19 protein-coding genes, 1 tRNA gene and 1 pseudogene are annotated in these 23,818 nt (G+C 72.5%); 3 read left to right on the top strand and 18 right to left on the bottom strand.

Going from position 1 to position 23,818, the window contains the following annotated elements; genetic code table 11:
* From ACFU6K_RS01625 to ACFU6K_RS01605, 5 genes and pseudogenes are all read right to left on the bottom strand, one after another.
* Positions 1–187, bottom strand: a pseudogene (locus tag ACFU6K_RS01625) (DNA-binding response regulator); the annotation flags it as partial.
* 285 nt (positions 188–472) lie between these two features.
* Positions 473–1,435 (bottom strand): UDP-glucose 4-epimerase GalE, encoded by a 963-nt coding sequence (gene galE / locus ACFU6K_RS01620; RefSeq protein ID WP_380660261.1) that lies wholly within the window; start codon positions 1,433–1,435, stop codon positions 473–475.
* Positions 1,436–1,576: 141 nt separating this feature from the next.
* Positions 1,577–2,245, bottom strand: a complete 669-nt coding sequence (locus tag ACFU6K_RS01615; RefSeq protein WP_049653699.1) for a response regulator transcription factor — start codon at positions 2,243–2,245, stop codon at positions 1,577–1,579.
* A gap of 169 nt (positions 2,246–2,414) precedes the next feature.
* Positions 2,415–2,490 (bottom strand) — tRNA-Thr (locus tag ACFU6K_RS01610).
* A gap of 119 nt (positions 2,491–2,609) precedes the next feature.
* Complete coding sequence (locus ACFU6K_RS01605; protein WP_380660260.1) at positions 2,610–3,071, bottom strand: winged helix-turn-helix transcriptional regulator; 462 nt, start codon at positions 3,069–3,071, stop codon at positions 2,610–2,612.
* A gap of 174 nt (positions 3,072–3,245) precedes the next feature.
* On the opposite strand from ACFU6K_RS01605, the gene ACFU6K_RS01600 reads away from it, so the two are divergent.
* Positions 3,246–3,842, top strand: a complete 597-nt coding sequence (locus ACFU6K_RS01600; RefSeq protein ID WP_380660259.1) for a flavodoxin family protein — start codon at positions 3,246–3,248, stop codon at positions 3,840–3,842.
* A 23-nt stretch (positions 3,843–3,865) separates the two neighbouring features.
* Here ACFU6K_RS01600 and ACFU6K_RS01595 read toward each other — a convergent pair whose 3' ends face one another.
* From ACFU6K_RS01595 to ACFU6K_RS01575, 5 genes are all read right to left on the bottom strand, one after another.
* The gene (locus ACFU6K_RS01595; RefSeq protein WP_380660258.1) at positions 3,866–5,260 is read right to left on the bottom strand and encodes an MFS transporter; all 1,395 of its coding nucleotides are present in this window, start codon (positions 5,258–5,260) and stop codon (positions 3,866–3,868) included.
* A gap of 163 nt (positions 5,261–5,423) precedes the next feature.
* The gene (locus tag ACFU6K_RS01590; RefSeq protein WP_380660257.1) at positions 5,424–6,701 is read right to left on the bottom strand and encodes a S8 family serine peptidase; all 1,278 of its coding nucleotides are present in this window, start codon (positions 6,699–6,701) and stop codon (positions 5,424–5,426) included.
* A gap of 72 nt (positions 6,702–6,773) precedes the next feature.
* Entirely contained in the window at positions 6,774–8,168 is a 1,395-nt protein-coding gene (locus ACFU6K_RS01585) for a S8 family serine peptidase (protein ID WP_380660256.1), read from the bottom strand.
* Between the two features lie 99 nt (positions 8,169–8,267).
* Entirely contained in the window at positions 8,268–9,875 is a 1,608-nt protein-coding gene (locus tag ACFU6K_RS01580) for a WXG100 family type VII secretion target (protein ID WP_380660255.1), read from the bottom strand.
* 94 nt (positions 9,876–9,969) lie between these two features.
* Positions 9,970–10,452, bottom strand: coding sequence for a hypothetical protein (locus ACFU6K_RS01575; RefSeq protein ID WP_380660254.1), 483 nt, complete (start codon positions 10,450–10,452; stop codon positions 9,970–9,972).
* A gap of 389 nt (positions 10,453–10,841) precedes the next feature.
* On the opposite strand from ACFU6K_RS01575, the gene ACFU6K_RS01570 reads away from it, so the two are divergent.
* Positions 10,842–12,854, top strand: coding sequence for an FUSC family protein (locus ACFU6K_RS01570; RefSeq protein ID WP_380660253.1), 2,013 nt, complete (start codon positions 10,842–10,844; stop codon positions 12,852–12,854).
* 76 nt (positions 12,855–12,930) lie between these two features.
* On the opposite strand, the gene ACFU6K_RS01565 is transcribed toward ACFU6K_RS01570, so the two are convergent.
* The 8 genes from ACFU6K_RS01565 to rsmI all read right to left on the bottom strand — a co-directional run bounded on the left by ACFU6K_RS01565 (position 12,931) and on the right by rsmI (position 21,759).
* On the bottom strand, positions 12,931–14,778 hold the full coding sequence (locus ACFU6K_RS01565) for an ABC-F family ATP-binding cassette domain-containing protein (RefSeq protein WP_380660252.1): 1,848 nt from the start codon (positions 14,776–14,778) through the stop codon (positions 12,931–12,933).
* Between the two features lie 120 nt (positions 14,779–14,898).
* On the bottom strand, positions 14,899–15,816 hold the full coding sequence (locus tag ACFU6K_RS01560) for a 4-(cytidine 5'-diphospho)-2-C-methyl-D-erythritol kinase (protein ID WP_380660251.1): 918 nt from the start codon (positions 15,814–15,816) through the stop codon (positions 14,899–14,901).
* A complete protein-coding gene (rsmA, locus tag ACFU6K_RS01555; protein WP_380660250.1) occupies positions 15,813–16,865 on the bottom strand; it encodes a 16S rRNA (adenine(1518)-N(6)/adenine(1519)-N(6))-dimethyltransferase RsmA in 1,053 nt (350 codons plus the stop codon). Before rsmA ends, ACFU6K_RS01560 begins: the two co-directional genes overlap by 4 nt.
* A 28-nt stretch (positions 16,866–16,893) precedes the next feature.
* Complete coding sequence (locus tag ACFU6K_RS01550; protein WP_380660248.1) at positions 16,894–17,517, bottom strand: Uma2 family endonuclease; 624 nt, start codon at positions 17,515–17,517, stop codon at positions 16,894–16,896.
* A gap of 123 nt (positions 17,518–17,640) precedes the next feature.
* A complete protein-coding gene (locus ACFU6K_RS01545; protein WP_380660246.1) occupies positions 17,641–18,519 on the bottom strand; it encodes a TatD family hydrolase in 879 nt (292 codons plus the stop codon).
* 1 nt (position 18,520) lies between these two features.
* Complete coding sequence (gene metG, locus ACFU6K_RS01540) at positions 18,521–20,143, bottom strand: methionine--tRNA ligase (RefSeq protein WP_375876017.1); 1,623 nt, start codon at positions 20,141–20,143, stop codon at positions 18,521–18,523.
* A gap of 85 nt (positions 20,144–20,228) precedes the next feature.
* Entirely contained in the window at positions 20,229–20,654 is a 426-nt protein-coding gene (locus ACFU6K_RS01535) for a hypothetical protein (protein WP_380660245.1), read from the bottom strand.
* A gap of 235 nt (positions 20,655–20,889) precedes the next feature.
* On the bottom strand, positions 20,890–21,759 hold the full coding sequence (rsmI, locus tag ACFU6K_RS01530; protein ID WP_380660244.1) for a 16S rRNA (cytidine(1402)-2'-O)-methyltransferase: 870 nt from the start codon (positions 21,757–21,759) through the stop codon (positions 20,890–20,892).
* 106 nt (positions 21,760–21,865) lie between these two features.
* Here rsmI and ACFU6K_RS01525 point away from each other — a divergent pair, with 106 nt between their 5' ends.
* Positions 21,866–23,647: a dolichyl-phosphate-mannose--protein mannosyltransferase gene (locus ACFU6K_RS01525; protein ID WP_380660243.1), complete on the top strand. Its 1,782-nt coding sequence runs from the start codon at positions 21,866–21,868 to the stop codon at positions 23,645–23,647.
* Positions 23,648–23,818 lie beyond the last annotated feature (171 nt).

The raw sequence follows: 23,818 nt of genomic DNA, 5'->3' as shown, positions 1-23,818 counted from the left end.
GGTCGGCGTCGATCAGTGCCACGTCGTAGGACCGGCCCTCGCCGGCCGCCCGCTCCAAGGCCCGCTCGGCGGCGGCGGCACTGCCGGCCGCCCCCACCTCCACGTCCGGCTCGGCGGCCAGCGCCGCGGCCAGTGCCTCGGCGAAGATCCGGTGGTCGTCGACCACCAGGACGCGAATCCGCCCCATCGTCCCCTCCCCCTGCTCGCACCGCCCGAGCCCGGGGGCGGGGACCGGCCCGGCATCCGCGTTCCGGACCCGCCGTTCCGCCCGCCCACCGGTGGCCGGTGAGGCCGAATGGGCGCCGGCCCCCACCGGTACCGCACTCAGCGTACGGGGCGGGAAACGCGCTCGTGGCGATTCGGTGAAGTTTCGTCAGAAGGTGCGTGAGCGGCCTGACTTGGACCGTCCGACCCTCACGTCACCGCTGCTCACCGGCTGTTGCTCACCGGCTGTTCCTCTCCGGCCCGTCGCTCACCGCCCGTTCCTCGCCAGGGTGAACGTCCAGGCGTCGGCGACGATCTCGTCCAGGTTCGGACGGCGCGGGGTCCAGCCCAGCGTCTCGTGGGCGCGGGCGGCCGAGGCCACCAGCACCGCCGGGTCGCCGGCCCGGCGGCCCGCAACCCGCACCGGGATCTCCCGGCCGGTGACGCGCTTGACCGACTCGATCACCTCGCGCACCGAGAAGCCGCTGCCGTTGCCCAGGTTGCAGATCAGGTGCTCGCCCGGCTTCGCCGCGTCCAGCGCCAGCAGGTGCGCCTCGGCCAGGTCCGCGACGTGGATGTAGTCGCGGATGCAGGTGCCGTCCGGGGTCGGGTAGTCGTCGCCGTACACCGCGATGTGCGGACGCTGCCCCAGCGCGGCCTGGAAGACCAGCGGGATCAGGTGCGACTCGGGGTCGTGCCGCTCGCCGTAGGACCCGTACGCACCGGCCACGTTGAAGTAGCGCAGCGAGACGGCGGCCAGGCCGTGCGCGACCGCCTCACTGGTGATCAGGTGGTCCACGGCGAGCTTGGTGGCGCCGTAGGTGTTGGTCGGCGCGGTACGGGCGGTCTCGGCGATCGGCACGGCCTCCGGCTCGCCGTAGGTGGCGGCGGTGGAGGAGAACACCAGCTTGCGCACGCCCGCCGCGCGCATCGCGCTGATCAGCTCCAGCGAGCCGGCCACGTTGTTGCGCCAGTACTTCTCCGGGTCCGCGACCGACTCACCGACCTGCGAGGAGGCGGCGAAGTGCAGCACGCCGTCGAAGGAGCCGTCCAGCACCTTGCCGGCCTCCTGGATCCGGCCCTCGACGAACTCGGCACCGGCCGGGACGCCCTCGCGGAAACCGGTGGAGAGGTCGTCCAGGACGGTCACCTGGTGCCCCGCCTCCAGCAGGTGGGCGGCGACCACACTGCCGACGTAGCCGGCGCCACCCGTGACCAGGTACTTACTCATGTTGCGACCTCCAGCGAACGACGGTCCGCCCGGTCGGGCGGAAGCCGTCGACGGAATCCGTACGACTGGGGTCATTCTCCCAATCCCACCGGGGTGCTCCGCGCCACCCGGACGACTGCTTCCGGCCTTCTCACCAACTCCTCAGCCACCGGCCATCCGCTCCAGCAGACCGGTGCGCGCCGCCACCGCGGCCGCCTCCAGTCGAGTCCGCGCGCCGAGCTTCATCAGCACCCGTTGGACGTGCGTCCGGGCGGTGCTGGCGGCGATCCGCATCCCGGCGGCGATCGCCGCGGTGTCCTCGCCGTCCGCGATCCGGGCCAGCACCTGCACCTCACGGCGGGTCAGCAGCCGCAGCAGCCGGACGGCCTCGTCGTCCGGTTCGGCCGCCGGGCGCAGCAGTTGGTCGAAGGCGCCGCGCAGGATGTCCACCGCGACGGCGGCCTCGCCCGCCCGCGCCCGCCCGATGGCCCGCTCGACCACCTCGATCCGCTCGTCGCTGGGCACGTACCCGGCCGCGCCGGCCGCGAACGCCCCTGCCACCCCGCGCAGTTCGCCCACCGGACCGAGCACGATCACGGCCACCTCGGGACGCTCCCGACGGATCCGGCGCAGCCCGTCGAAGGCGCCCGACTCCCCCGGCGCGGCCACCCCCAGCAGACACACCTCGGGCCGTCGCCCGACCACCAGGTCGGCGGCGACACCGGCCGGGGAGCCGACCGCGAGCACCCGGTGGCCGCGCAGTTGCAGTGCGGTGGCCAGCGCTTCGGCCAGCAGCCGGTGGTCGTCCACCACGACGAGTCGAACACCCATGACGCCCTCCCGGTCGGGGTCCGGCTCGCGCCCGCACCCCTCGGGCGGGCGGCCGATGACGCACCATCACAGCGCATTCCGTACCCGACCCGCTAGGCCGTGGCGTGTCGGGCCGCGAAACCGGTCGGGAAACGCGAAAGACCCCCGCCGTGAGGCGAGGGTCTTTCAGTGGAGCCCCCATGCGGAATCGAACCGCAGACCTTCTCCTTACCATGGAGACGCTCTACCGACTGAGCTATAGGGGCTTGCCGGGCTTTTCACCGGGCCGGTCGAACAAGGAAGACATTACACGGCTCCGGGCCCGGAAGGGAAATCGGCCTCCGGCCCCTGCCGCACGCCGCCCCGGACCTCGCCGTGCGCCGGCTCAGCCCTCACCGTGTGCCGCGTCGAACTCCTCGCGGGCCGCCACCATCCGCCTGGCACGGTGCTCCGTCCACCGGCCGACCGGCGCGAGCAGCTCGGCCAGTTCGCGACCGAGCGGCAGCAGGTCGTAGACCACCCGCGGCGGCGTCTCCGGGAAGACCGTACGGAGCACCAGCCCGCTGCGCTCCAGGTTGCGCAGGGACTGGGTGAGCATCTTGCGGCTGACCCCGCCGACCCCGCGCTGGAGTTCGGAGAAGCGCTGCGGTCCGCAGCCAAGGAGGCTCATCAGGATCAGCATCGACCACTTGTCGGCCAGCTCGGCGAAGACCGCGCGACTGGGACAGAGCTGGGCGAACACGTCGTACTCCGGCCCGTCCTGTACGTCCCGCGCTTCCTGTGCGCCCTGTGCGTCCTGCTCCGCGGGTCGTCCGGTCCGAGTCCGGTCCGCTTGCTCCGTCGTCATGCGTCCAGGGTAGCCCCGCGGTCTCCAATCCGCCCTTGGTAACCAATGGAGACCTGGTCTATATTGGAGACCGACGGGCCCGGGGCCGCCGCCACCGCGGTGCGCCCGCCCCGTCCCGTCCCCACGCCTGCCCGCCGGCCTCCGCCGGCCCGCACCCGTCCCCTGGAGCGCCGCATGACCGCCGTCCGTCCGACCGTCGCCCTCGCCTACCACTCCGGCTACGGCCACACCGCCGTGATCGCCGAGGCCGTCGCCCGTGGCGCCGCCGCCGCGGGTGCCGAGGTCGTCTCGATCGCCGTCGACACCATCACCGAGGAGCAGTGGGCCCAGCTGGACGCCGCCGACGCGATCGTCTTCGGCTCCCCCACCTACATGGGCACCGCCTCCGGCGCCTTCCACGTCTTCGCCGAGGCCACCAGCAAGCGCTGGTTCTCCGACTCCTGGAAGGACAAGGTCGCGGCCGGCTTCACCAACTCCGCGTCCAAGAGCGGCGACAAGGCGGGCACCCTCTTCTTCTTCCAGACCCTCGCCGCCCAGCACGGCATGAGCTGGGTCAACCTCGGCCTCAAGCCCGGCTGGAACGCCACCACCGCCTCCGAGGACGACCTCAACCGGCTCGGCTTCTTCAACGGCGCCGCCGCCTCCTCCCCGGCCGACGCCGGCCCGGAGGCCGTCCACAAGTCCGACATCGCCACCGCCGAGCACCTCGGCGAGCGCGTCGCCCGGCACACCGCCGTCGTGCTGGCCGGCCGCGCCGCCCTGGCCGGCTGAACCCCCGCGCCGCCGGACAGGCCTCAGGCCGCCGGGTCCGTCCCCAACCGGGGCGCCCGGCGGCCTCCGCCGTCCACCGGGCCCTCCGCCGAACCGAGTTCGGCACCGTCCACCGCGCCGCCCGCCACGCCGTCCAGCGAGCCGAGCTCCGCGCCGGTGTTCTCCGGCAGCATCCGCAGGCACCCCAGGGCCAGCACCCCCAGCACCGCCAGGTACCAGCCCACCGGCTGCGCCGTCCCGTACGCCCCGGTCAGCCGGGTGGCCACCAGCGGCGTCGTCGCACCGCCGACCACACCGCCCAGGTTGTACGTCAGCGCCGCACCCGTGTAGCGCACCCGGGTCGGGAACAGCTCCGGCAGGAACGCCGCCAACGGCCCGAACATGCAGCCCAGCACCACCATCGCCCCCGCCAGCCCGACGAACATCAGCGGCCGGCTCACCGTCTCCAGCAGCGGGAACAGCACCGGCGACCAGAGCGCGGCCAGAGCCGTCGCCCACCGCAAGGTCCGCCGCCGCCCCCAGCGGTCACTGCGCGAGGCGCTCAGCCACACCGTCGCGGCCATGCCCACCGCGCCGACCAGCAGCATCGACAGCACCACCGTGCTCGCCACCCCGAGCCCGGTGGTCGCGTACGCCAGCGCGTACGTCGTGGTCAGGTAGAACAGCGCGTACCCCACGGTGATCGCCCCGCCGCCCGCCAGCACCGGGCGCCAGTGCCCGCGCAGCACCTCCAGCACCGGCAGCCGCTCCCGGCGCTCCTCCGTCCGGAACAGCGGCGACTCCTCGACCCGCAGCCGCACGAACAGCCCCACCGCGACCAGGACGAACGAGGCCAGGAACGGCACCCGCCAACCCCACGCGCGGAACGCCCCCTCGTCCAGGCCGAGTTGCAGCGCCAGGAACACCCCGTTCGCCAGCACGAACCCGATCGTCGGCCCCAGCTGCAGGAACCCCCCGTACCGCCCCCGCCGCCCGGCCGGCGCGTTCTCCGCGATCAGCAGCGCCGCCCCGCCCCACTCCCCGCCCAACCCGACGCCCTGGCACACCCGCAGCACCACCAGCACCGCCGGCGCCCACCACCCCCACACCCCGAACCCCGGCAACAGCCCCACCGCCGCCGTCGCCAGCCCCATCAGCAGCAGCGACACCACCAGCGTCGTCTTCCGCCCCACCCGGTCCCCGAAGTGCCCGAACACCACCGCCCCCACCGGCCGCGCCAGGAACGCCACCGCGTACACCGAGAACGCTGCCAACAGCGCCCCCACCGTGCCCAACCCGGGAAAGAACACCGGCCCGAACACCAACGCGGCCGCCGTCCCGTAAATGAAGAAGTCGTAGAACTCGATCGCCGTCCCGATCAGCGCCGCAGCCGCCGCCCGCCGCACCTGCCCGACCCGCCAAGCACCCTCCGCATCCATACCACCACCCTCGCCACCCCCACCCCGCCCCCACCAGCCTCCACCCGAGTGACCCCGGCGCACACCCGCCGCCCCACGCCCCCGACGTGCACGAGGGCGCCAGGATGAACCTGACGCCCTCACACCTCTGCCGACCCGCCTGCGCGGCAACGCGGCTACTCGGCTACCTCGCGTACGGGTTGTCCTCCGGCGGCACCGGCGGCCGGTACGCCGCCAGGTCCGGCGGCGGCATCGGCGGCACCTGTGCCACCCGAGGCCGCACGGCCGGCTTCCGCCGCCGCACCATCGCGAACACCACCCCCGTCACCAACGCCAACCCGGCCACCACACCCGCCACAACCGGCAACGCACCACCACCCGAACCCGACGACGCCTCAGCCTTCGGCCCCGCCGACGGCACATCAGCCGGGCTCTCAACGGGAACCGGCACCGCCGAGGCAGCAGCAAATCCACTCGCCGACGGCAGCGGAGCCGCATCAGCCGGAAGCGGCGACACGTCCGCGGGGCCGGGATCCCCCGGATCCGTCAACGCGATACGCGGCCGCACCGCACCCCAGCCGGCATCGTCCGTGCGAACCGTCCCCCCGTTCGGCCTGCTCGCCGTATTGATGAGCACCCGCAGGACCTGGTTCGCCGTCCAGTCCGGATGCACCGACCAGATCAACGCCGCCGAAGCGGAAGCCAGCGCGGTCGCATCCGATGAGCCGTGGCCCTTGCAGTACCCGGACGGCGTCGTACAGGCCCCGATCGTGTCCATCCCCGGGGCGACAAGAGCCACCTGCGGCCCGTAGGAGGATTCCGACATGACGGTTCCGTTGAGGTCGATCGCACCGATACCGACGACGTTCGGTAGAGCCCCGGGATAGTCGACCGGATTCCCCGACTGCGCCTCATTCCCTGCAGCCGCGAAGACCAACGATCCCTTCGCCCTCGCAGACGCAAGAATGCGATTCAGCCTGGCCACATTCTCCTGAGTGGCGGTGACCGAGTTCATCCCTTGGGAAATACTGATGACCTTGGCCCCCTGGCCAACTGCGAAGTCGACGGCCTTCCCGATCTGGTCCAGGAAATCAGCCGAGACAAGACTCCCCGCCGACCCATTATTGATCTTCAGGGGGAGAATCTTGACTCCTGGCGCCAAGCCATACGCGCCTTTGCCCCCATTGGCCTTTCCTGTACCCGCAATGAGACCTGCCATCAGCGTGCCATGGGGATCACCATAAGAACCGACCCCGCCTGCGCTCCCACTGAAATCCTGCCCCGGCAGGAACTGCCCTGCCAAATCCGGGTGATCCAACTTGAAGCCGCCGTCGATCACCGCAACAGTGACGTTCGCCCCTTGGGAGACCTTCCACATCTCCGGAGCGTGCATCGCGTCCAGGTGCCACTGTTCAGCACGAATCGAGCCATCGGCGACAGCCGGCGTCACCGCCGCCCCCACCACGCACAGGCTCGCAGCCCCCAGGGCCACAAGCCGACGACCCCACATCCCGCACTCCCCCAACAACGTGAACTACCTCGCGTACGGGTTGTCCTCCGGCGGAACCGGCGGCTGGTACGACGGCGGAGCCGGCGACACCGCCCCCATCGGCTGCTGCGACGGCACTGGCGGCACCTGGGCCGCCGCGGGCTGCGCGGCCGACCTCCGACGCCGCACCACCGAGAACACCACACCGGCCACCAAGACCAACCCGGCCGCCACACCCCCCACCATCGGCAGCGCGCTGCTCGAACCCGACGACGCCTCAGCCTTCGGCTGTGCCGACGGCGCACCAGCGGCCACATCGGTCGGAGTCTCGACCGGGACCGGCACCGCAGACCCGGCAGCAGGTGCGCTCGCCGAAGGCGATGGGGCCCCCGACGGTGCAGGCGTGCCAATCGGGAGCGGTGAAACGTTCGTGGGACCAGGATCTCCCGGATCCGTCAAAGCAATACGCGGCCGCACCGCACCATAGCCAACAATGTCGTTGCGACTGGACCCGTCATTCGGCTTCCCCGCAGTATTGATGAGGACCCGCAGTACCTGGTTCCCCGTCCAGTCCGGATGCGCCGCCCACACCAATGCCGCCGAGGCCGACACCACGGCGGAAGAGTCCGACGTGCCATGGCTCTTGCAATAGCCCGTGGACGATGTGCAAGCCGAAATCATGTCCATTCCGGGAGCCACGAATACGACTTGCGGACCCCGCTCAGACTCGGCCGTAACAGTGCCGTTTCGATCCGAGGCCCCAACGCCGACCACCCCAGGGAGCGCACCAGGGTACTCGACCGGATTACCCTTCTCGGCTTCATTGCCAGCACTGGCGAAAACCAAAACACCCTTGCCTCTGGCTACCGCGATGATCCCGTTCAGTTTCGCCACATCTGCCGGGTAAGCGGTTACCGCATCAATCCCTTGCGAGATGTTGATGACCTTCGCCCCTTGGTCAACCGCATAATTGACGGCCTGCCCGATCTGATCCAGGAAGTCGGTCGAAACGAGCGATCCGACCTTTCCGCTGTTGATCTTCAACGGGAGGATCTTGACGCCAGGAGAGACACCCAGTGCGCCGGTCCCGGAATTCCCCTTACCGGTCCCAGCGATAAGGCTGGAGATGCTCGTGCCATGGCCGTCCGCGAAGGACCCCACACCACCGGAGCTCCCGCTGAAGTCCTGCCCCGGTAGGAACTGCCCCTCCAGGTCAGGGTGATCCAGCTTGAACCCACTGTCGATCACCGCGACCGTGATGCCCTGTCCCTTGGTGACCTTCCACATCTCAGGAGCGTGCATCGCCTCCAGATGCCACTGCTGCTGCCGAATTGTGTCCTCGGCAACCGCAGGCGCTGCGACCGGGCCGACCACGATTCCCGCCGCCAGAAGCGCCGCAGCAGCAGCCCGCCAACGCGCCCGCGCGTTCGTCCGCCCCATCACAACTCCTCGTCAATCTCTCCGTCGACCGGGAAGCGTGCCCCGAACAAGGCTGCCCGGCCACTGGGGGTGCCCAGTGGCCGGGCAGTCGTTGCCGTCCTACTCAATCACGTCCGGGTTGCTGTGCGGCGTACCGCTGGTCCAGGTCTCCTCGTCCTCGTGCAGGTAGTCGGCCCGCTGGCGGCGGTCGCGCTCCTTCCGGCCGCCGTGGCCCGCCGCTCCGGGGGCCATCATGCCGTTCTGCCTGGCCTGGGGGCCGTTCTCGCCAGCACCCGCCGCGCGGTTGCGCAGACCGGTACCACCCGGCGTGAACTCCCCACCGGCCGTCGGGCCCTTGCGGCCACCGACCGTGCCACCCGTGGTCGAGGACAGGCCCCGGCCGCGCGAGCCTCCGCCGGCGCCGACCGCACCACCGTGGGCACCGCCCATGCCTGGGTGCATGCCGCCGCCCATGCCACCGGGACCGCCGACCCGGCCGCCGCCGCCCGGCCCCGCCTCACGGGCGCCGAAGACCGTCCCGCTGGGCAGACCGGGGGTGCCGCTCCTCCCCTGCCCGGGGCCGCCACCGAACGGGGTCGTGCGCACCGGGATCTGGCCGCCGCCCTTGCCCGGGACGTACCCGCTGCCACCGCCCTTGGTCGGGACGGTGCCGCCGCCCGGTCCCCCCGGGAAGCCCGTGACCGGGCCGCCCCCGGGAACGCCGGGCCCGCCGCCCGGGCCACTCGGCCCGTTCGGGTAGCCGGGGAGGGTGGTCGGTCCGTCCGTCGGCAGCTGGCCGCCGCCGGGGCCGTACGGGCCGGTCTGCGTGGGCAGGGTCGGCAGGGTGGGCAGGCTGTTGAGGTCGGTGCCCGGACGGTTGACCGGGTCCGACGGGTACGACGGCGGGATCGAGGTCCCCGGGTCCTGGGGCGCGGGCGGCAGCTGGCCACCGCCACCGTGCGGCGGGGGCGGGGTGTTGCCCGGGTTGGACGGACCGGGGCCGCTCGAGCCCGGGTCACGGGGCAGGACCTTTCCTCCGCCGTAGCCGCCGCCACCAGACGGGTCGGAGCCACCTCCGACGCTTCCGCCACCCGAACGCGGGTTGCGGACGGGGCCGCCAGAGCCCACCGAGCCACTACTGCCGCCCGAAACGCTCGACGAGCCGGCTTTGTCGGCACCAGCACCAGGCGTCCCCGGCAGCACCACATCCGAAGGGATCCCGTTCAGCGTCGTCGTCGCCGCGCTGTACGCCTGGGCCAGCTTCTCCATCTGGAGAACGGCCTCCTGGTGCTCCTTCTCGACCTTCGCCTTCGCCTGGACGTACTCCGTCGACGTCACCCAGTTGGGGTTGACCGTCTTCATGTACTCGTCGACGGTCTGGCCGACGGCAAGCTGGGGAACATTGAGCAGGTTCGACTGGCTGTTGTGCTTGTTGACCGCCTGGATCTCCGTCTGCGGGGGCTCCGGCACAGCGACCTTGGCGGTGCTGAGTGCCTCACCGGCCTGGTGCATCGCATCGCCCGCGGTCGTGGCGTGGTCACCGATGATCTGCGCCGACTGCTGGAGGTTGTTCACCCAGGTCTTGAAGCTCTCGGCGGCGGGACCTTCCCAGGTGACGTTGCCGACATGCGACTTGAGCGCCGTACTCAGTTCCTTCAGCACCCGGCCGGCCGACTGCAGCTGAGTACCACGACTGAGGACCGTCGTCGGGTCCGTGCTGTCCACCATTTTCCGCAGGTGGGCGTGTTCCATGCCTTCGAAGTTCGTGCTGGCTGACACTACTTGCTCCCCGTTTCCCCGTAGGACTCTCCCCGAGCCGGCATCAGTACTGGCTGCCGGTCGACCCCGGTGCCGACGTGGTGACACCCGCGTTCTTCGCGACGGCGTTCTGCGCGGCCGTCGTGTGGTCCTCGTTGGTCGCGTAGATGCTGGCCGTCCGCGAAACCGCTGTCTGCATCGCCTGGATCTGCGACACGAAGTCCTTGTGCAGCTGGACGAGCTGGGCGTGCACCTTCCCGTAGGCGGTGGTCAGCGCCGTCGCCTCCGCGAACTCCGCGCTCGCGAAGCTCTTGCCCGTCAGCTTCTGCTCCTGGAGCTTGTACGGCGCGGCCGGCGAGCCCTCCATCGCGGCGAGCAGGGCCTCGATCTTGCCCACGAAGGTCGTGAGCGTGTCGAGCTCGACCTGGACGTTCTGCTTCCCGAAGGCCGCCACCAGGTCACTGGCGCTGACGTTCGTCTGCACCGTGCTGACGACGGGGGCGATGTTGATCCCGCCCAGCGGCCATGGGAGTTTGTGGTCCAACATAAACGGTGTCGTGTCCCCCGAAGGGTTCGCCGGCGCAGGAGCCCCCGGCTCCTTCGCGTCACCTTCTGCCACAGCAGTTCACCTCTCCCCCGTACGGCCCGCCGCGCCCGGGGCGTCCCGGGCGGCCGCGTTCCGCAACACACCGTCAACTTCTGGGTCGTACCGTCCTGGTCGGCGCACCGTCCGCCCTGTGGACGGTTTCCGCCTCCGTCATCGTAGCCACCGCCTCTGTCGGACCGGCAGGGACCTTGGCCCGCCCGTACGCGATCGGTACGAACTTGACATGTGGGAGCCGCCGCGGACGGCCTGGGTAGACTGACCCGGTACGCCCCATCTGCCGCGCAATGTCGCACAGCAGCGACCCCAGGCCGCAGAACGGACGTGACCGCGTGAGCTCTCCCGGCGTCTCCCCTTCCCCCTGGTGGGCCCGTGCCGCGCGGCCCGCGCGGCCGCCGGTGCCGGTGGCGCTGATGGTGCGGGCGGCGGTGGGCATGGCGGTGCCGTTGGCGGTGGGGCTGCTGGTGCACCGGCTGGATCTGGGGGTGTTCGCCGGGCTCGGGGCGATGCACGCGACGATGAACGACCGGGCCGAGCCGGGCAGGTTGCGGGCCGCCCGGATCGGGGCGGCGGTCCTCGCCTCGGCGCTCGGCATGCTGATCGGCACGGCTCTCCAGCACGCCGACGCGGACGGCCTCGTCCTGGGTGCCGTGCTGACGCTGACCGCCTTCGCCTCCGGCGCGCTGAGCGCGACCGGTCCGCGCGGTTCGGCGGCGGGGATGCTGCTGCTGGTGTCGGCGGCGCTGGGCAGTGGGATGCCGCTGCCGCGGCCGTGGTGGGCGGCGGCGCCGATGCTGCCGGTCGGGGCCGCGTTCGTGGTCCTGCTCGGGCTGGCGGCGGGAGCGCCGAACCGGCCTGCCGCGGATCCGCGCAACCGGGCGCTGGCCGCCGCGTACGACGCGCTGGGCCGTACGCTCGCCGACCTGGGCGGCCCGCGGGCGGGGGCCTCGCGCCAGGTGCTGACGGCCCGCCTGAACCAGCTCCAGGACCTCCTCGGCACGAACCGGCAGGAGCGCCAGGACAGGCAGGAGCACCAAGGCAGGCAGGAGCGCCACAGCAGGCAGGACCGCCGGGCCCGGATGTACGAGGCCGCCCTCGCCGCCACCGAGGCGGCGACCGGCCTGCTGTGGGCGCGCCGCCCGGTCCCGCCCGAGGTGGCCGAGGTGCCGAACCGGCTGGCGGCCGCCGTGCGGCAGGGCGGCGGCGAGGTCGCCGTCCCCGACTGGCGGCCCGACACCCCCTCGCGGGTGGCCCTGGACGTGGCCCTGCGCGCCGCCGCCGACACCGTGGCCGGCCGCGACACCCGGCTCGGCACCGCCCCCGCACCGCCGCCGGACCCCTGGCGGCTGCGGGTACGGCTGCTGTCCCGGGGTTCGGTCCGGTACGGGCTGCGGGTCGCGCTGTGCATCGCGGTCGGTTCGGCGGTCACCGCCAACTACCCGCTCAGCAAGAGCTACTGGGTGCCGATGACGATCGCCTTCGTGCTGAAGCCGGACCTGGGCTCGGTGTTCCTGCGCGCCGTGAGCCGCTCGGTCGGCACGGTGCTCGGGGTGGCGGTGACCGCGGCCCTGCTCATGGCCACCACCGACGAGTGGGCGCTGACCGCGATGGCCGCCGGCTGCGTGGCCCTGCTCCCGTACGCCACGGCGGCGCACTACGGGCTGAACACCGTGGTGATGACGCCGATGGCGTTGGTCCTGCTCCAGCTCGGCGGGCAGAGCAGCGCCGCCGAGTTCTGGCCCCGGGTCCTGGACACCGTGCTGGCCAGCGCGATCGTGCTGCTCTTCGGCTACCTGCTGTGGCCGGAGCGCCCGCGCCACCGGATCGAGCCCAGGCTGGTCGACGCGGCGACGGCGCTGCGGGCCTACCTGGACGCCGTCGTCCGCGGCGCCGGCCAGGACGGCGGCCAGGGCAGCGACCGGACCGGCACCGCCCAGGTGTGGCTGCGCCGTACGGCCTACCGGTCGCTCGCGGACGCCCGCCGGGAGGTGCAGCAGGGACTGGCCGAGCCCCCGCCCACCGGCCGGCTGGCCGAACGGTGGCTGCCGGCGACGGCGGCGCTGGAGCGGCTGGGCGGCGCGGTGGCGGCCTTCGCGGCACAGATCCGGTACGGCGGCCGGGTGCCGGACCCGGCCGAGGTCGACCGGGTGCGGCACGCGTTGGACGAACTGACCGCCACCGCCCGCGCGCACCGCCCACCGACGCCCCCGACGCCCGCAGCAACCCCGGCGACCCCGGAAACCCCAACAGCCGCAACAGCCGTCCCGCACGACCCGACGCGCAGCGCGCTGGGCCGTGCGGCGGAGGAGCTCGAAGCGCTCCTCCACAACCGACCGGACGACTGACCGGCCCAGCCCCCCGGCCAACCGGCTCAGACCGGCTCAGTGCGGCTCAGTGCGGCTCAGACCAGCTCAGTCCGGCTCAGACCTGCTCGGCCAGCTCCAGCCAGCCCATCTCCAGCTCCTCCTTCTCGTCCCGGACCGCGCGCAGCTGCGCGTCCAGCTCCGCGACCTTGGAGAAGTCGGCGGCGTGCTCGGCGAGTTGGGCGTGCAGCTTGGACTCCTTCTCGTCCAGCTTGGCGATCTGCCGCTCCAGCTTCTGCATCTCCTTCTTCGCCGCCCGCAGGTCCCCGCCGGACAGCGCGGGGGCGGCGCCCCCGTCCTCGGAGGCGGCCGGGGCGGTCGAGGAGGCCGGAGCGGCGGAGCCGGCCTGGGCGGCGGCGGTGGCCGCGGCGGCCATCCTGGCCCGGCGCTCCAGGTACTCGTCGACGCCGTTCGGCAGCATCCGCATCTTCTTGTCGCCGAGCAGCGCGTGGACGGTGTCCGTGGTGCGCTCGATGAAGAAGCGGTCGTGGCTGATGACGATCATCGAGCCGGGCCAGCCGTCGAGCAGGTCCTCCAGCTGGTTGAGCGTCTCGATGTCCAGGTCGTTGGTGGGCTCGTCCAGGAAGAGCACGTTGGGCTCGTCCATCAGCAGCCGCAGCAGCTGGAGGCGGCGCCGCTCGCCACCGGACAGGTCGCCGACCGGCGTCCACTGCTTGTCCTTGCCGAAGCCGAACTGCTCGCACAGCTGGCCGGCGCTCATCTCCCGGCCCTTGCCGAGGTCGACCCGCGAGCGGACCTGCTCGACGGCCTGGAGCACCCGGGTCGCCGGGTCCAGCTCGGCGACCTCCTGCGACAGGTAGGCCAGCCGCACGGTCTTGCCGACCTTGATGACGCCCGACGCCGGCTGGACGTCGCCCTCGGAGGCGTACGCGTCGCGCATCGCGCGCAGCAGCGAGGTCTTGCCGGCGCCGTTGACGCCGAGCAGGCCGATCCGGTCGCCGGGGCCGAGCTGCCAGGTGAGGTTCTCCAGCAGCAGCTTCGGGCCGGCCGTGACGGTCACGCCCTCCAGCTCGAAGACGGTCCTCCCGAGCCGCGCGTTGGCGAACTTCATCAGCTCGGACTTGTCGCGCGGGTCCGGCACGTCCGCGATCAGGGCGTTGGCGGCCTCGATCCGGTAGCGCGGCTTGGAGGTGCGGGCGGGGGCGCCCCGGCGCAGCCAGGCCAGCTCCTTGCGGGCCATGTTCTGGCGCTTCTGCTCCTCGACGGCCTCGATCCGGGAGCGCTCGGCGCGGGCGAAGACGTAGTCGGAGTAGCCGCCCTCGTACTCGTGCACCTCGCCGTTCTGGACGTCCCACATCCGGGTGCAGACCTGGTCGAGGAACCAGCGGTCGTGGGTGACGCAGACGAGCGCGGAGCGGCGCTTCTGCAGGTGCTGGGCGAGCCAGTTGATGCCCTCGACGTCGAGGTGGTTGGTGGGCTCGTCCAGGATGATCAGCTCGGGCGAGCCGAGCAGCAGCTTGGCGAGGGCGATCCGGCGGCGCTCGCCGCCGGAGAGCGGGCCGATGACGGTGTCCAGGCCGTCGGCGAAGCCGGGCAGGTCGAGGCCGCCGAAGAGGCCTTCGATGATGTCGCGGATGCGGGCGTCGCCGAGCCACTCGTGGTCGGCCCGGTCGGCGATCACCTCGTGCCGGATGGTGGCCTTCGGGTCGAGCGAGTCGTGCTGGGTGAGGACGGCCGGTTCGAGGCCGCCGTTCCAGGTGATCCGGCCGCCGTCGGGCTCCTCCAGCTTGGCGAGCATCCGGATCAGGGTGGTCTTGCCGTCGCCGTTGCGGCCGACGACGCCGATCCGGTCGCCCTCGCTGACGCCCAGGCTGACCGCGTCCAGCAGGGCGCGGGTGCCGTAGACCTTCGTGACGGACTCGATGGTGGCGAGGTTGACGGCCACGTGTGCTGCGCTCCAGGGTTCGGCGGTCGCGGGGCGGCCCGCCGCTCGACGGCCGGATGCCCCTCTCGGGACACCCCGATCTCCCCAGCCTAATGGGCCCGCCGGAACAGCCTCACCGCGTCAGCCCGCGACGGACGCCCCCGGCACCGGCCCGTGGGTGGCGTGCGCGGTCCGGCAGGTGCCGGAGGCCCGCAGCGCCCCGGCGACCGCGGCGGCGGCCTCGGCGTCCTTGACCAGGAAGGCGCAGGTCGGCCCGGAGCCGGAGACCAGTGCCCCGAGCGCGCCCGCCTCGGTGCCGGCCCGCAGGGTGGCGGCGAGCGCGGGGCGCAGCGAGAGCGCGGCGGGCTGGAGGTCGTTGGCGAGGGCGGCGGCCAGGGCGACGGGGTCGCCCTCGGCGAGGGCGGCGAGCAGCGCCGGGTCGGCGTCCGGGGTGGGGACGTCGGTGTCGCCGGAGCCGGTGCCGGCCTCTTCGCGCAGCCGGTCGCACTCGCGGAACACGGCGGGGGTGGACAGGCCGCCCTCGGCGACCGCGAAGACCCAGTGGAAGGTGCCCTCGACGGCCAGCGGCTCCAGGATCTCGCCCCGGCCGCGGCCGAGGGCGACGCCGCCGAGCAGCGCGAACGGCACGTCCGAGCCGAGCTCGGCGGCGAGCTCCAGCAGCACCGGGAGCGGGGTGTCCAGCTGCCAGAGCGCGTCGCAGGCGACCAGCGCGGCCGCGCCGTCGGCGCTGCCCCCGGCCATGCCGCCGGCCACCGGGATGGCCTTGGCGATGTGCAGGTGCACGCCCGGGTCGGCGATGCCGTGGTGGGCGGCGAGCAGCCGGGCGGCGCGGGCGGCGAGGTTGCTGTCGTCCAGCGGGACGACGGCGGCGTCCGGCCCGGAGCAGCTCAGTGTCACGCCCTCCGCCGCGGTGGCGGTGACCTCGTCCCCGAGGGCGACGGCGAAGAAGACGTTGGCCAGGTCGTGGAAGCCGTCGGCGCGCAGCCCGCCGACCCCCAGCTGGACGTTGACCTTGGCCGGTACCCGTACGGTGATCACGCGGAGTCCTCAGTCGTCTGCTCGGCGGACGCGGGCGCCTGCTCAGCAGGCGCGGGCTCGGCGGGCACGGGCGCCTGCTCGGCGGACGCGGGCCGGACGGGCTCGCGCTCGGCGGCCCCGGCCCGGCCGGTCCGCTGCCCGGCCCCCGCGGCCTGGGCGGGCCTGTGCTCGGCGATCGCGGCGAACTGCTCCACCGTCAGCATCTCGCCGCGCAGCTTGTGGTCGATGCCGGCCGCCGCGAGCGCCTGCTCGGCCCCGGCGGCGGAGCCCGCCCAGCCGGCCAGCGCGGCGCGCAGGGTCTTGCGCCGCTGGGCGAACGCGGCGTCGACCACCGCGAACACCTCCTCGCGGCTGGCGCTGGTCTTCGGCGGCTCGCGGCGGATCAGCGAGACCAGCCCGGAGTCGACGTTGGGGGCGGGCCAGAACACGTTCCGCCCGATGGCGCCGGCCCGCTTCACCTCGGCGTACCAGTTGGCCTTGACCGACGGGACGCCGTACACCTTGTTGCCCGGCTTGGCGGCGAGCCGGTCGGCGACCTCGCTCTGCACCATCACCAGGGTCCGCTCGATGCTGGGGAAGGTCGCCAGCATGTGCAGCAGGACGGGCACCGCGACGTTGTACGGGAGGTTGGCGACCAGCGCGGTGGGCGCCGGGCCGGGCAGCTCGGTGACCTCCATGGCGTCGCTGAACACCAGGTCGAAGGCGTCCGCCTTGCCCGGCATCCGGGCGGCGACGGTGTCCGGCAGGTGCCGCGCCAGCACCGGGTCGATCTCGACCGCGGTCACGTGCCGCGCGACCTCCAGCAGCGCCAGCGTGAGCGAGCCGAGCCCGGGCCCGACCTCCACCACCGCGTCCTGCTCCGTCACCTCGGCGGCCCGGACGATCCGCCGCACGGTGTTGCCGTCGATGACGAAGTTCTGCCCGCGCTGCTTGGTCGGCTTCACGCCGAACGCGGCCGCCAGCTCCCGGATGTCGGCGCTGCCCAGCAAGGGGGTCCCCCCGGCCGGAGGCTGGGGGTGGCTGTCAGGGGTGGGGTCGGTGGTGCTCACGCGCCAAGGATACGGGCGCCGGAGGGGCTCAGAGTTCGACCAGCGCCGCGAGGTCGATCTCCACCGGGTACGGCACCGAGGTCCGGAGCACGCCCTCGTGCTGGGCGACGGGCAGGTAGACGCCCTTCTCCTCGTCCCGGTGGAACTCGTGGACGATCGGCAGGTTGTCGATGCCCCGCTCGACCCGCCAGTAGGCGGGGATCCTCTTGTCGGCGTACTGGCCGGGCTTGCGGAACCGGTCGTTGGCCCGGGTGCCGTGCGAGACGACCTCCACGGCCAGGACCAGTGCCTCGGGCGGGAGGCACTCCAGCTCGAAGACGTCCAGGCCGGTCTTGTCGAACACCACGACGTCCGGCTTGGCCGTGTTGGCCTCGTCCAGCAGGACGCAGCGCTCGACGTTCGCCGCGTACGGCGTGACCCGTGCGCTGCGAAGAGCCGAGTAGAGCTCATCCCGCACCTGGTCGTGCCACTGATTCGTCTGCCCCCGGACCACGATGACTCCGTCCACCAGATCCCAATCGAACGGCAGGTCGAGGTTCTTGACCTGCTCGTACGTCCAGTCCTGGGACAGCGCGTGCATCCAGTCGAGGTGATCGTCCACGGGTTCGTTGATCGGCTCGGCGGTCATTGCCACCTCCCTCACTGCACTCATGCTAACCAGCATCTCAGTGCCGCGAGAGTGCCGAATCGTTTCCTCTGAACCGAAAACTTCTCCGAAACCGAAAACCCTTCCGAACGGGAAGCCCCTCCGAGCAGGAAATCCGTTCCGGCCCGCTCAGTACCCGAAGGCCCGGGCGGTGTTCGCCGCGATGGCCGCGGACAGCTCGTCCTCGGCCAGGCCCAGGGTGGCGGCCATCGAGCGCACCGTGACCGGGATCAGGTACGGGGCGTTCGGGCGGCCGCGGTACGGGTGCGGGGTGAGGAACGGGGCGTCGGTCTCGACCAGGATCCGGTCCGGCGGGGTGGCGAGCAGGGCGTCGCGCAGCGGCTGGTTGGCCTTGAAGGTGACCGGGCCGGCGAAGGAGAGGTACCAGCCGTGCTCGGCGCAGGTCTTCGCCATCTCCGCGTCGCCGGAGTAGCAGTGGAAGACCGTCCGCTCCGGGGCGCCCTCCGCCAGCAGGACGGCGATGACGTCCTCGTGGGCCTCCCGGTCGTGGATGACCAGGGCCTTGCCGTGCCGCTTGGCCATCTCGATGTGGCGGCGGAACGACTCCTTCTGGATCTCCACGCCCTCCGGCCCGGTGCGGAAGTAGTCCAGGCCGGTCTCGCCGACCGCCACCACCTGCGGCAGTGCGGCGAGCCGGTCGATCTCGGCGAGCGCCTCGTCGAGGGCGGCGGCGCCGCCGGCCTTCCGCTGCCGGCCGGACCAGCCGTCCGCGTCGCCGAGGAAGATCCGCGGCGCCTCGTTCGGGTGCAGGGCGACGGCCGCGTGCACCTGCTCGTACTGCGCCGCCAGTTCGGCGGCCCAGCGCGAGCCGGGCACGTCGCAGCCCACCTGGACCACCGTGGTGACCCCGACCGAGGCGGCCTTCGCCAGGCCCTCGGCGGGGGTGCCGGACTGCATGTCGAGGTGGGTGTGCGAGTCGGCCACCGCCACTGCCAGGGGTTCCGGCAGCGGCGGCGGGGTCGACCGGGCGTCGTCCTTGGCGGCCATGTCAGGCGGTCGGCTTCTCTTCGAGGCGCGGGAAGAGGATCTCGCCCTTGGTGACGGTGGCACCGGCGGGCAGCCGGCCCCAGTCGGCGACGGTGGCGACGGTCTGCGCGGAGAGCGCGCCCAGCCCGGCGGCCTCGGCGCCCAGCGAGACCCACAGCTTCTCGGCGGTGGTCGGCATCACCGGGTTGAGCAGCACGGCGGTGGCGCGCAGCGCCTCGGCGGCGGTGTAGAGGATGGTGGCCAGGCGGGCCCGGCCCTCGGCCGAGTCGTCCTTGGCGACCTTCCAGGGCTCCTGCTCGGTGAGGTAGCCGTTGACCTGCTTGACGAACTCGAAGATCGCCGCGAGGCCGCCGGCGAAGTCCAGCTCCTCGCCGATCTTCCGGTCGGCCGTCTCGACGGCCCTGGTCAGCCCGTCGGCCACGGCCTGCTCGGCGTCGCCCGCGGCGGTGGCGGCGGGCAGCACCCCGTCGAAGTACTTGCCGACCATCGCGGCGACCCGGGAGGCCAGGTTGCCGAAGTCGTTGGCCAGCTCGGAGGTGTACCGGGCGGTGAAGTCCTCCCAGGAGAACGAGCCGTCGGTGCCGAACGGGATCGCCCGCAGGAAGTAGTAGCGGTACGCGTCCACGCCGAAGTGCGAGGTCAGGTCGGTGGGCGCGATGCCGGTCAGGTTGGACTTGGACATCTTCTCGCCGCCGACCATCAGCCAGCCGTTGGCGACGACCCGCTTGGGCAGCGGCAGCCCGGCGGCCATCAGCATGGCGGGCCAGATGACGGCGTGGAACCGCAGGATGTCCTTGCCGACGAGGTGGACCGAGGCGGGCCACAGCTCGGCGAAGCGCTCCGGGTCGCTGCCGTAGCCGGCCGCGGTGATGTAGTTCTGCAGCGCGTCGACCCACACGTAGAGGACGTGCTTCTCGTCCCAGGGCAGCGGCACGCCCCAGTCGAAGGTGGAGCGGGAGATCGAGAGGTCCTTGAGGTCCTGCTCGACGAAGCGCAGCACCTCGTTGCGGGCCGAGGCGGGCTGGATGAAGTCCGGGTTCGCCGCGTAGAACTCCAGCAGCTGCGGGCCGTAGGCGGAGAGGCGGAAGAAGTAGTTCTCCTCCTCCAGCCACTCGACGGGCCGCTTGTGCACGGAGCAGAGCTTCTCGTCCTCGGTGGCGCCGTCGAGCAGCTCGGACGGGAGCTTGAACTCCTCGCAGCCGACGCAGTACGGGCCGGAGTAGCCGCCCTTGTAGATCTCGCCCTTGTCGTACAGGTCCTGGACGAACTCCTGCACCCGGGCGGTGTGCCGCTCCTCGGTGGTGCGGATGAAGTCGTCGTTGGCGATCTCCAGGTGCTGCCAGAGCGGCTTCCAGGCCTCCTCGACCAGCTTGTCGCACCACTCCTGCGGGCTGACGCCGTTCGCCTCGGCGGTCCGCATGATCTTCTGACCGTGCTCGTCGGTGCCGGTCAGGTACCACACCTTCTCGCCGCGCTGGCGGTGCCAGCGGGTGAGGACGTCGCCCGCCACGGTGGTGTACGCGTGGCCGAGGTGCGGGCGATCGTTGACGTAGTAGATCGGGGTGGAAACGTAGTACGCCGGGGTGCTCGCCCCGGTGGTGCTGTGGTCTGCAGTGGCCGCCATGGTCGGAAAGCTTAGTCGGGCACGCGGACCGCCCTCGACCGAGTTGTTCCCGGCCGGGGGCGGTCGCCGCTCCGTCGCCCCGGTGTCAGCCCAGCAGCCGCGTCCAGAACCGGGCCCAGCGCCCGCGCGGCCGGGTGGGCTCGGCCGCCGGCGGCGCCCCGGCCGGCTCGGCGTGCGCCGGGTAGCCGGGGGCGTGCTGCCAGGGCTGGTCGGCGGAGGCCACCCGGCCCTCGCGCATGATCCGCACGGTGTGGCCGCCGCAGCCCGGGCAGGTCGGCTTGAGCAGCGGGGACGGCACCCGGACGCCGTTGGCGTGGTACTCGAACACGACGTGCCCGTCGTTGGCCACGTGGTGTTCGATGTCGTACGCCTGCTCCCAGCCGTACCCGCAGCGCAGGCACGCGAAGGAGTAGGCCTCCCGTACGGTCTCGACGGGAGTGTGCGGCCGGCCGGCCAGACCGGCGGTGCTCAGTGCGCTGCCACTGCGGGGGGTACCGACTACATCGCTCATGGCCGTCTCCCAGCGCCCGCCGGACGCTCGTCCGGCTGGGTCTTTCCCTTCCAGGAAATGCCCGGACCGCCCCGGCCGATGCCCGGCTTGTGAAGACTTGGATGCGCGTTGGTCAGACCTATACGAAAATCCTCGCAGGGTCCGGGAAGCGCGACCGAAACTTCAGCTCAGCTGGTGTTTACCGGGGCCTTCTCTCCACGGTACGACTCCCCGTGAGCAACGCAACCCCCGGAATTCACCCCTTTCCCAGGCCGCTTTCCAGGCCTTCCCGCTTCGCCGCCACGACCGCGTCGAAGACCTCCCGCTTGGGCAGCGAGAGCTCCACCGCGACGGCCGCGATGGCCTCCTTGCGGCGCTCCCCGGCCTCCTCGCGGACGGCCACCAGCCGGGCCAGCTCGGCCGGGGTCAGCTCCTGGGGCGCGGCCGGCGGGGCGCCGGCGACCACGACGGTGATCTCGCCCTTGACGCCCTCGGCCGCCCAGGCGGCCAGTTCGCCGATCGGCCCGCGCTTGACCTCCTCGTAGGTCTTGGTGAGCTCGCGGCAGACGGCGGCCGGCCGCTCCGGCCCGAACGCCCCGGCCATCGCGGTCAGCGCCTCGGCGATCCGGTGCGGCGCCTCGAAGAAGACCATGGTGCGCGGTTCGGCGGCGATCGAGGCGAGCTGCCGGGCCCGGTCGCCGCTCTTGCGCGGCAGGAAGCCCTCGAAGGTGAAGCGGTCCACCGGCAGGCCGGACAGCGCGAGCGCGGTGAGCACCGCCGAGGGCCCGGGCACCGCGGTGACCTTGACGTCGGCGGCCACGGCGGCGGCGACCAGCCGGTAGCCGGGGTCGGAGACCGAGGGCATGCCGGCGTCGGTGACCAGCAGCACCCGGGCGCCGCCGAGCAGCGCCTCGACCAGTTCGGGGGTGCGGCCGACCTCGTTGCCCTCGAAGTAGGAGACCACCCGGCCCGCCGGGGTCACCCCGAGTGCCTGGGTGAGCCGGCGCAGCCGCCGGGTGTCCTCGGCCGCGATCACGTCCGCCGTGGCCAGTTCGTTGACGAGCCGGGGCGGGGCGTCCGAGACGTCGCCGATGGGGGTGCCTGCGAGAACGAGTACTCCTGTCACGGTCCCCATCCTCGCAGCTGCCGGGCCCCCGGGGTTTTTGGTGACGATTCGGTCAGCTTCCGAGGGAGCGGACACACGTGCGAGGAGCGCCCCTACGATGTGGCGGATGAACGGCGACACGGCGGCCCAGGCGCCCACTGGTACGGACCACTCCGCGTACGGCGGCGTCGGCCTGCCGTCCCCCCGCCCACCGCAGGACGGGCCGGCCGGCTGGCGCGAACGCCTGGCCCGGTTCGGCTACACCGCCCGCCCCACCGGGACGCTCACCGAGCGCCTGGCCCCGCCGATGCCGGACGGCCCCCGGGTGACGCCCCGGGACGTGCCGCAGTCGCCGCTGCTGCTGCGGATGGGCGTCTCGCTGCCGCAGGGCCTGTGGTTCTTCCTCTGCCGCTGGGCCGGCTGGCTGGGTCCGGTCGCGGTGGCGGTCTTCGCCGGCCTCCTGCGGTTCACGAACCTGGGGCAGCCGCACGCGATCATCTTCGACGAGACGTACTACGCCAAGGACGCCTACGCGCTCTGGCACGGCGGCTACGAGATCAACTGGCCGGAGGACGCCAACACCACGATCATGACGCCGGGCGCGGCCGTCCCGTACCGGGCGACGCCCTCGTACGTGGTGCACCCGCCGGTCGGCAAGTGGATCATCGGCGCGGGCGAGCAGCTGTTCGGCATGAACCCCTTCGGGTGGCGGTTCGCGGTGGCCCTGCTCGGCACCCTGTCGGTGCTGATGGTGGCCCGGATCGCCCGCCGGATGTTCCGCTCCACCCTGCTGGGCTGCGTCGCGGGCCTGCTGCTCGCGGTGGACGGCCTGCACCTGGTTCTCAGCCGGGCCGCCCTGCTCGACCTGGTGGTGATGTTCTGGACCCTCGCCGCCTTCGGCTTCCTGCTGCTGGACCGCGACCGCACCCGGGCCCTGCTGGCCCGGCGGCTGGGCGGGGTCGAGGACGCCCGGCTCGCCCAGCGGCTGGGCCTGGGCTGGCGCCCGTACCGGATCGCGGCCGGCGTCTGCGTCGGCCTGACCTGCGCCACCAAGTGGAGCGGCCTGTACGTCGCGGCGGCCTTCGGTCTGCTCACGGTGCTCTGGGACGTCGGCGCCCGCCGCCTGGCCGGCGCCCCGCGCCCGTTCGTGGCGGTGCTCGCCCGGGACGTGCTGCCGGCCTTCGTCTCGGTGGTCGTCGTCTCGGTCGCGGTCTACATCGCGTCCTGGTGGGGCTGGTTCGCCAGCAGCACCGCTCCCGGCCAGGGCGGCTGGGGCCGGGACTGGGCGGTCGGCCGCTCCACCGACTTCCCGTGGATACCCGAGGCCCTGCGCTCGCTGTGGCACTACCACTCCACGGTCTACGACTTCCACGTCGGCCTGAGCGACCCGCACACCTACCAGTCCAACCCGTGGTCCTGGCTGGTGCTGGGCCGTCCGGTGTCCTTCTTCTACGAGTCCCCCAAGTACGGCCAGGCCGGCTGCACCGCCGCCGACTGCGCCCGCGAGGTGCTGGGCATCGGCACCCCGCTGCTGTGGTGGACGGGCATCGCGGCGCTGGCCTACTGCCTGTGGCGCTGGGCGGCCCGGCGGGACTGGCGGGCCGGCGCGCTGCTCTGCGGCCTGGCCGCCGGCTACCTGCCCTGGTTCGCCTACCAGCAGCGGACGATCTTCCTCTTCTACGCGGTGGTCTTCGTCCCGTTCCTGGTGCTCGCGGTGACGATGCTGATCGGCGCCCTGATCGGACCGGCCGGCGCCTCCCGGGACCGCCGGATCATCGGCTCCGCGGCGGCCGGACTGCTGGTCCTGCTGATCGTCTGGAACTTCCTCTTCTTCTTCCCGCTGTTCACCGGGCAGACCATCCCGCTGGAGGACTGGCGCCGCCGGATGTGGTTCAACACCTGGATCTGATCCGCCGCCCCGGGCACACCGGGTTCCCGCGAACCGTCCGTATGCGGTGCACAACACGTACCAGATCCGTCACAAGTGCCGGGCGATTCGACGGCGCACCGATCCGCGCTGCCTAGGGTGGAGGGGTACCGCGTTTCCGGCTCCGGCCGGTTGCGCCCGGCCGCGAGACCC

The organism is Kitasatospora sp. NPDC057512, from assembly GCF_042802135.1.
In the GTDB taxonomy this organism is placed as follows: Bacteria; Actinomycetota; Actinomycetes; order Streptomycetales; family Streptomycetaceae; genus Kitasatospora.
Note: the sequence above shows the minus strand (reverse complement) of the source record. Positions and strands in the feature narration are given on the sequence as shown.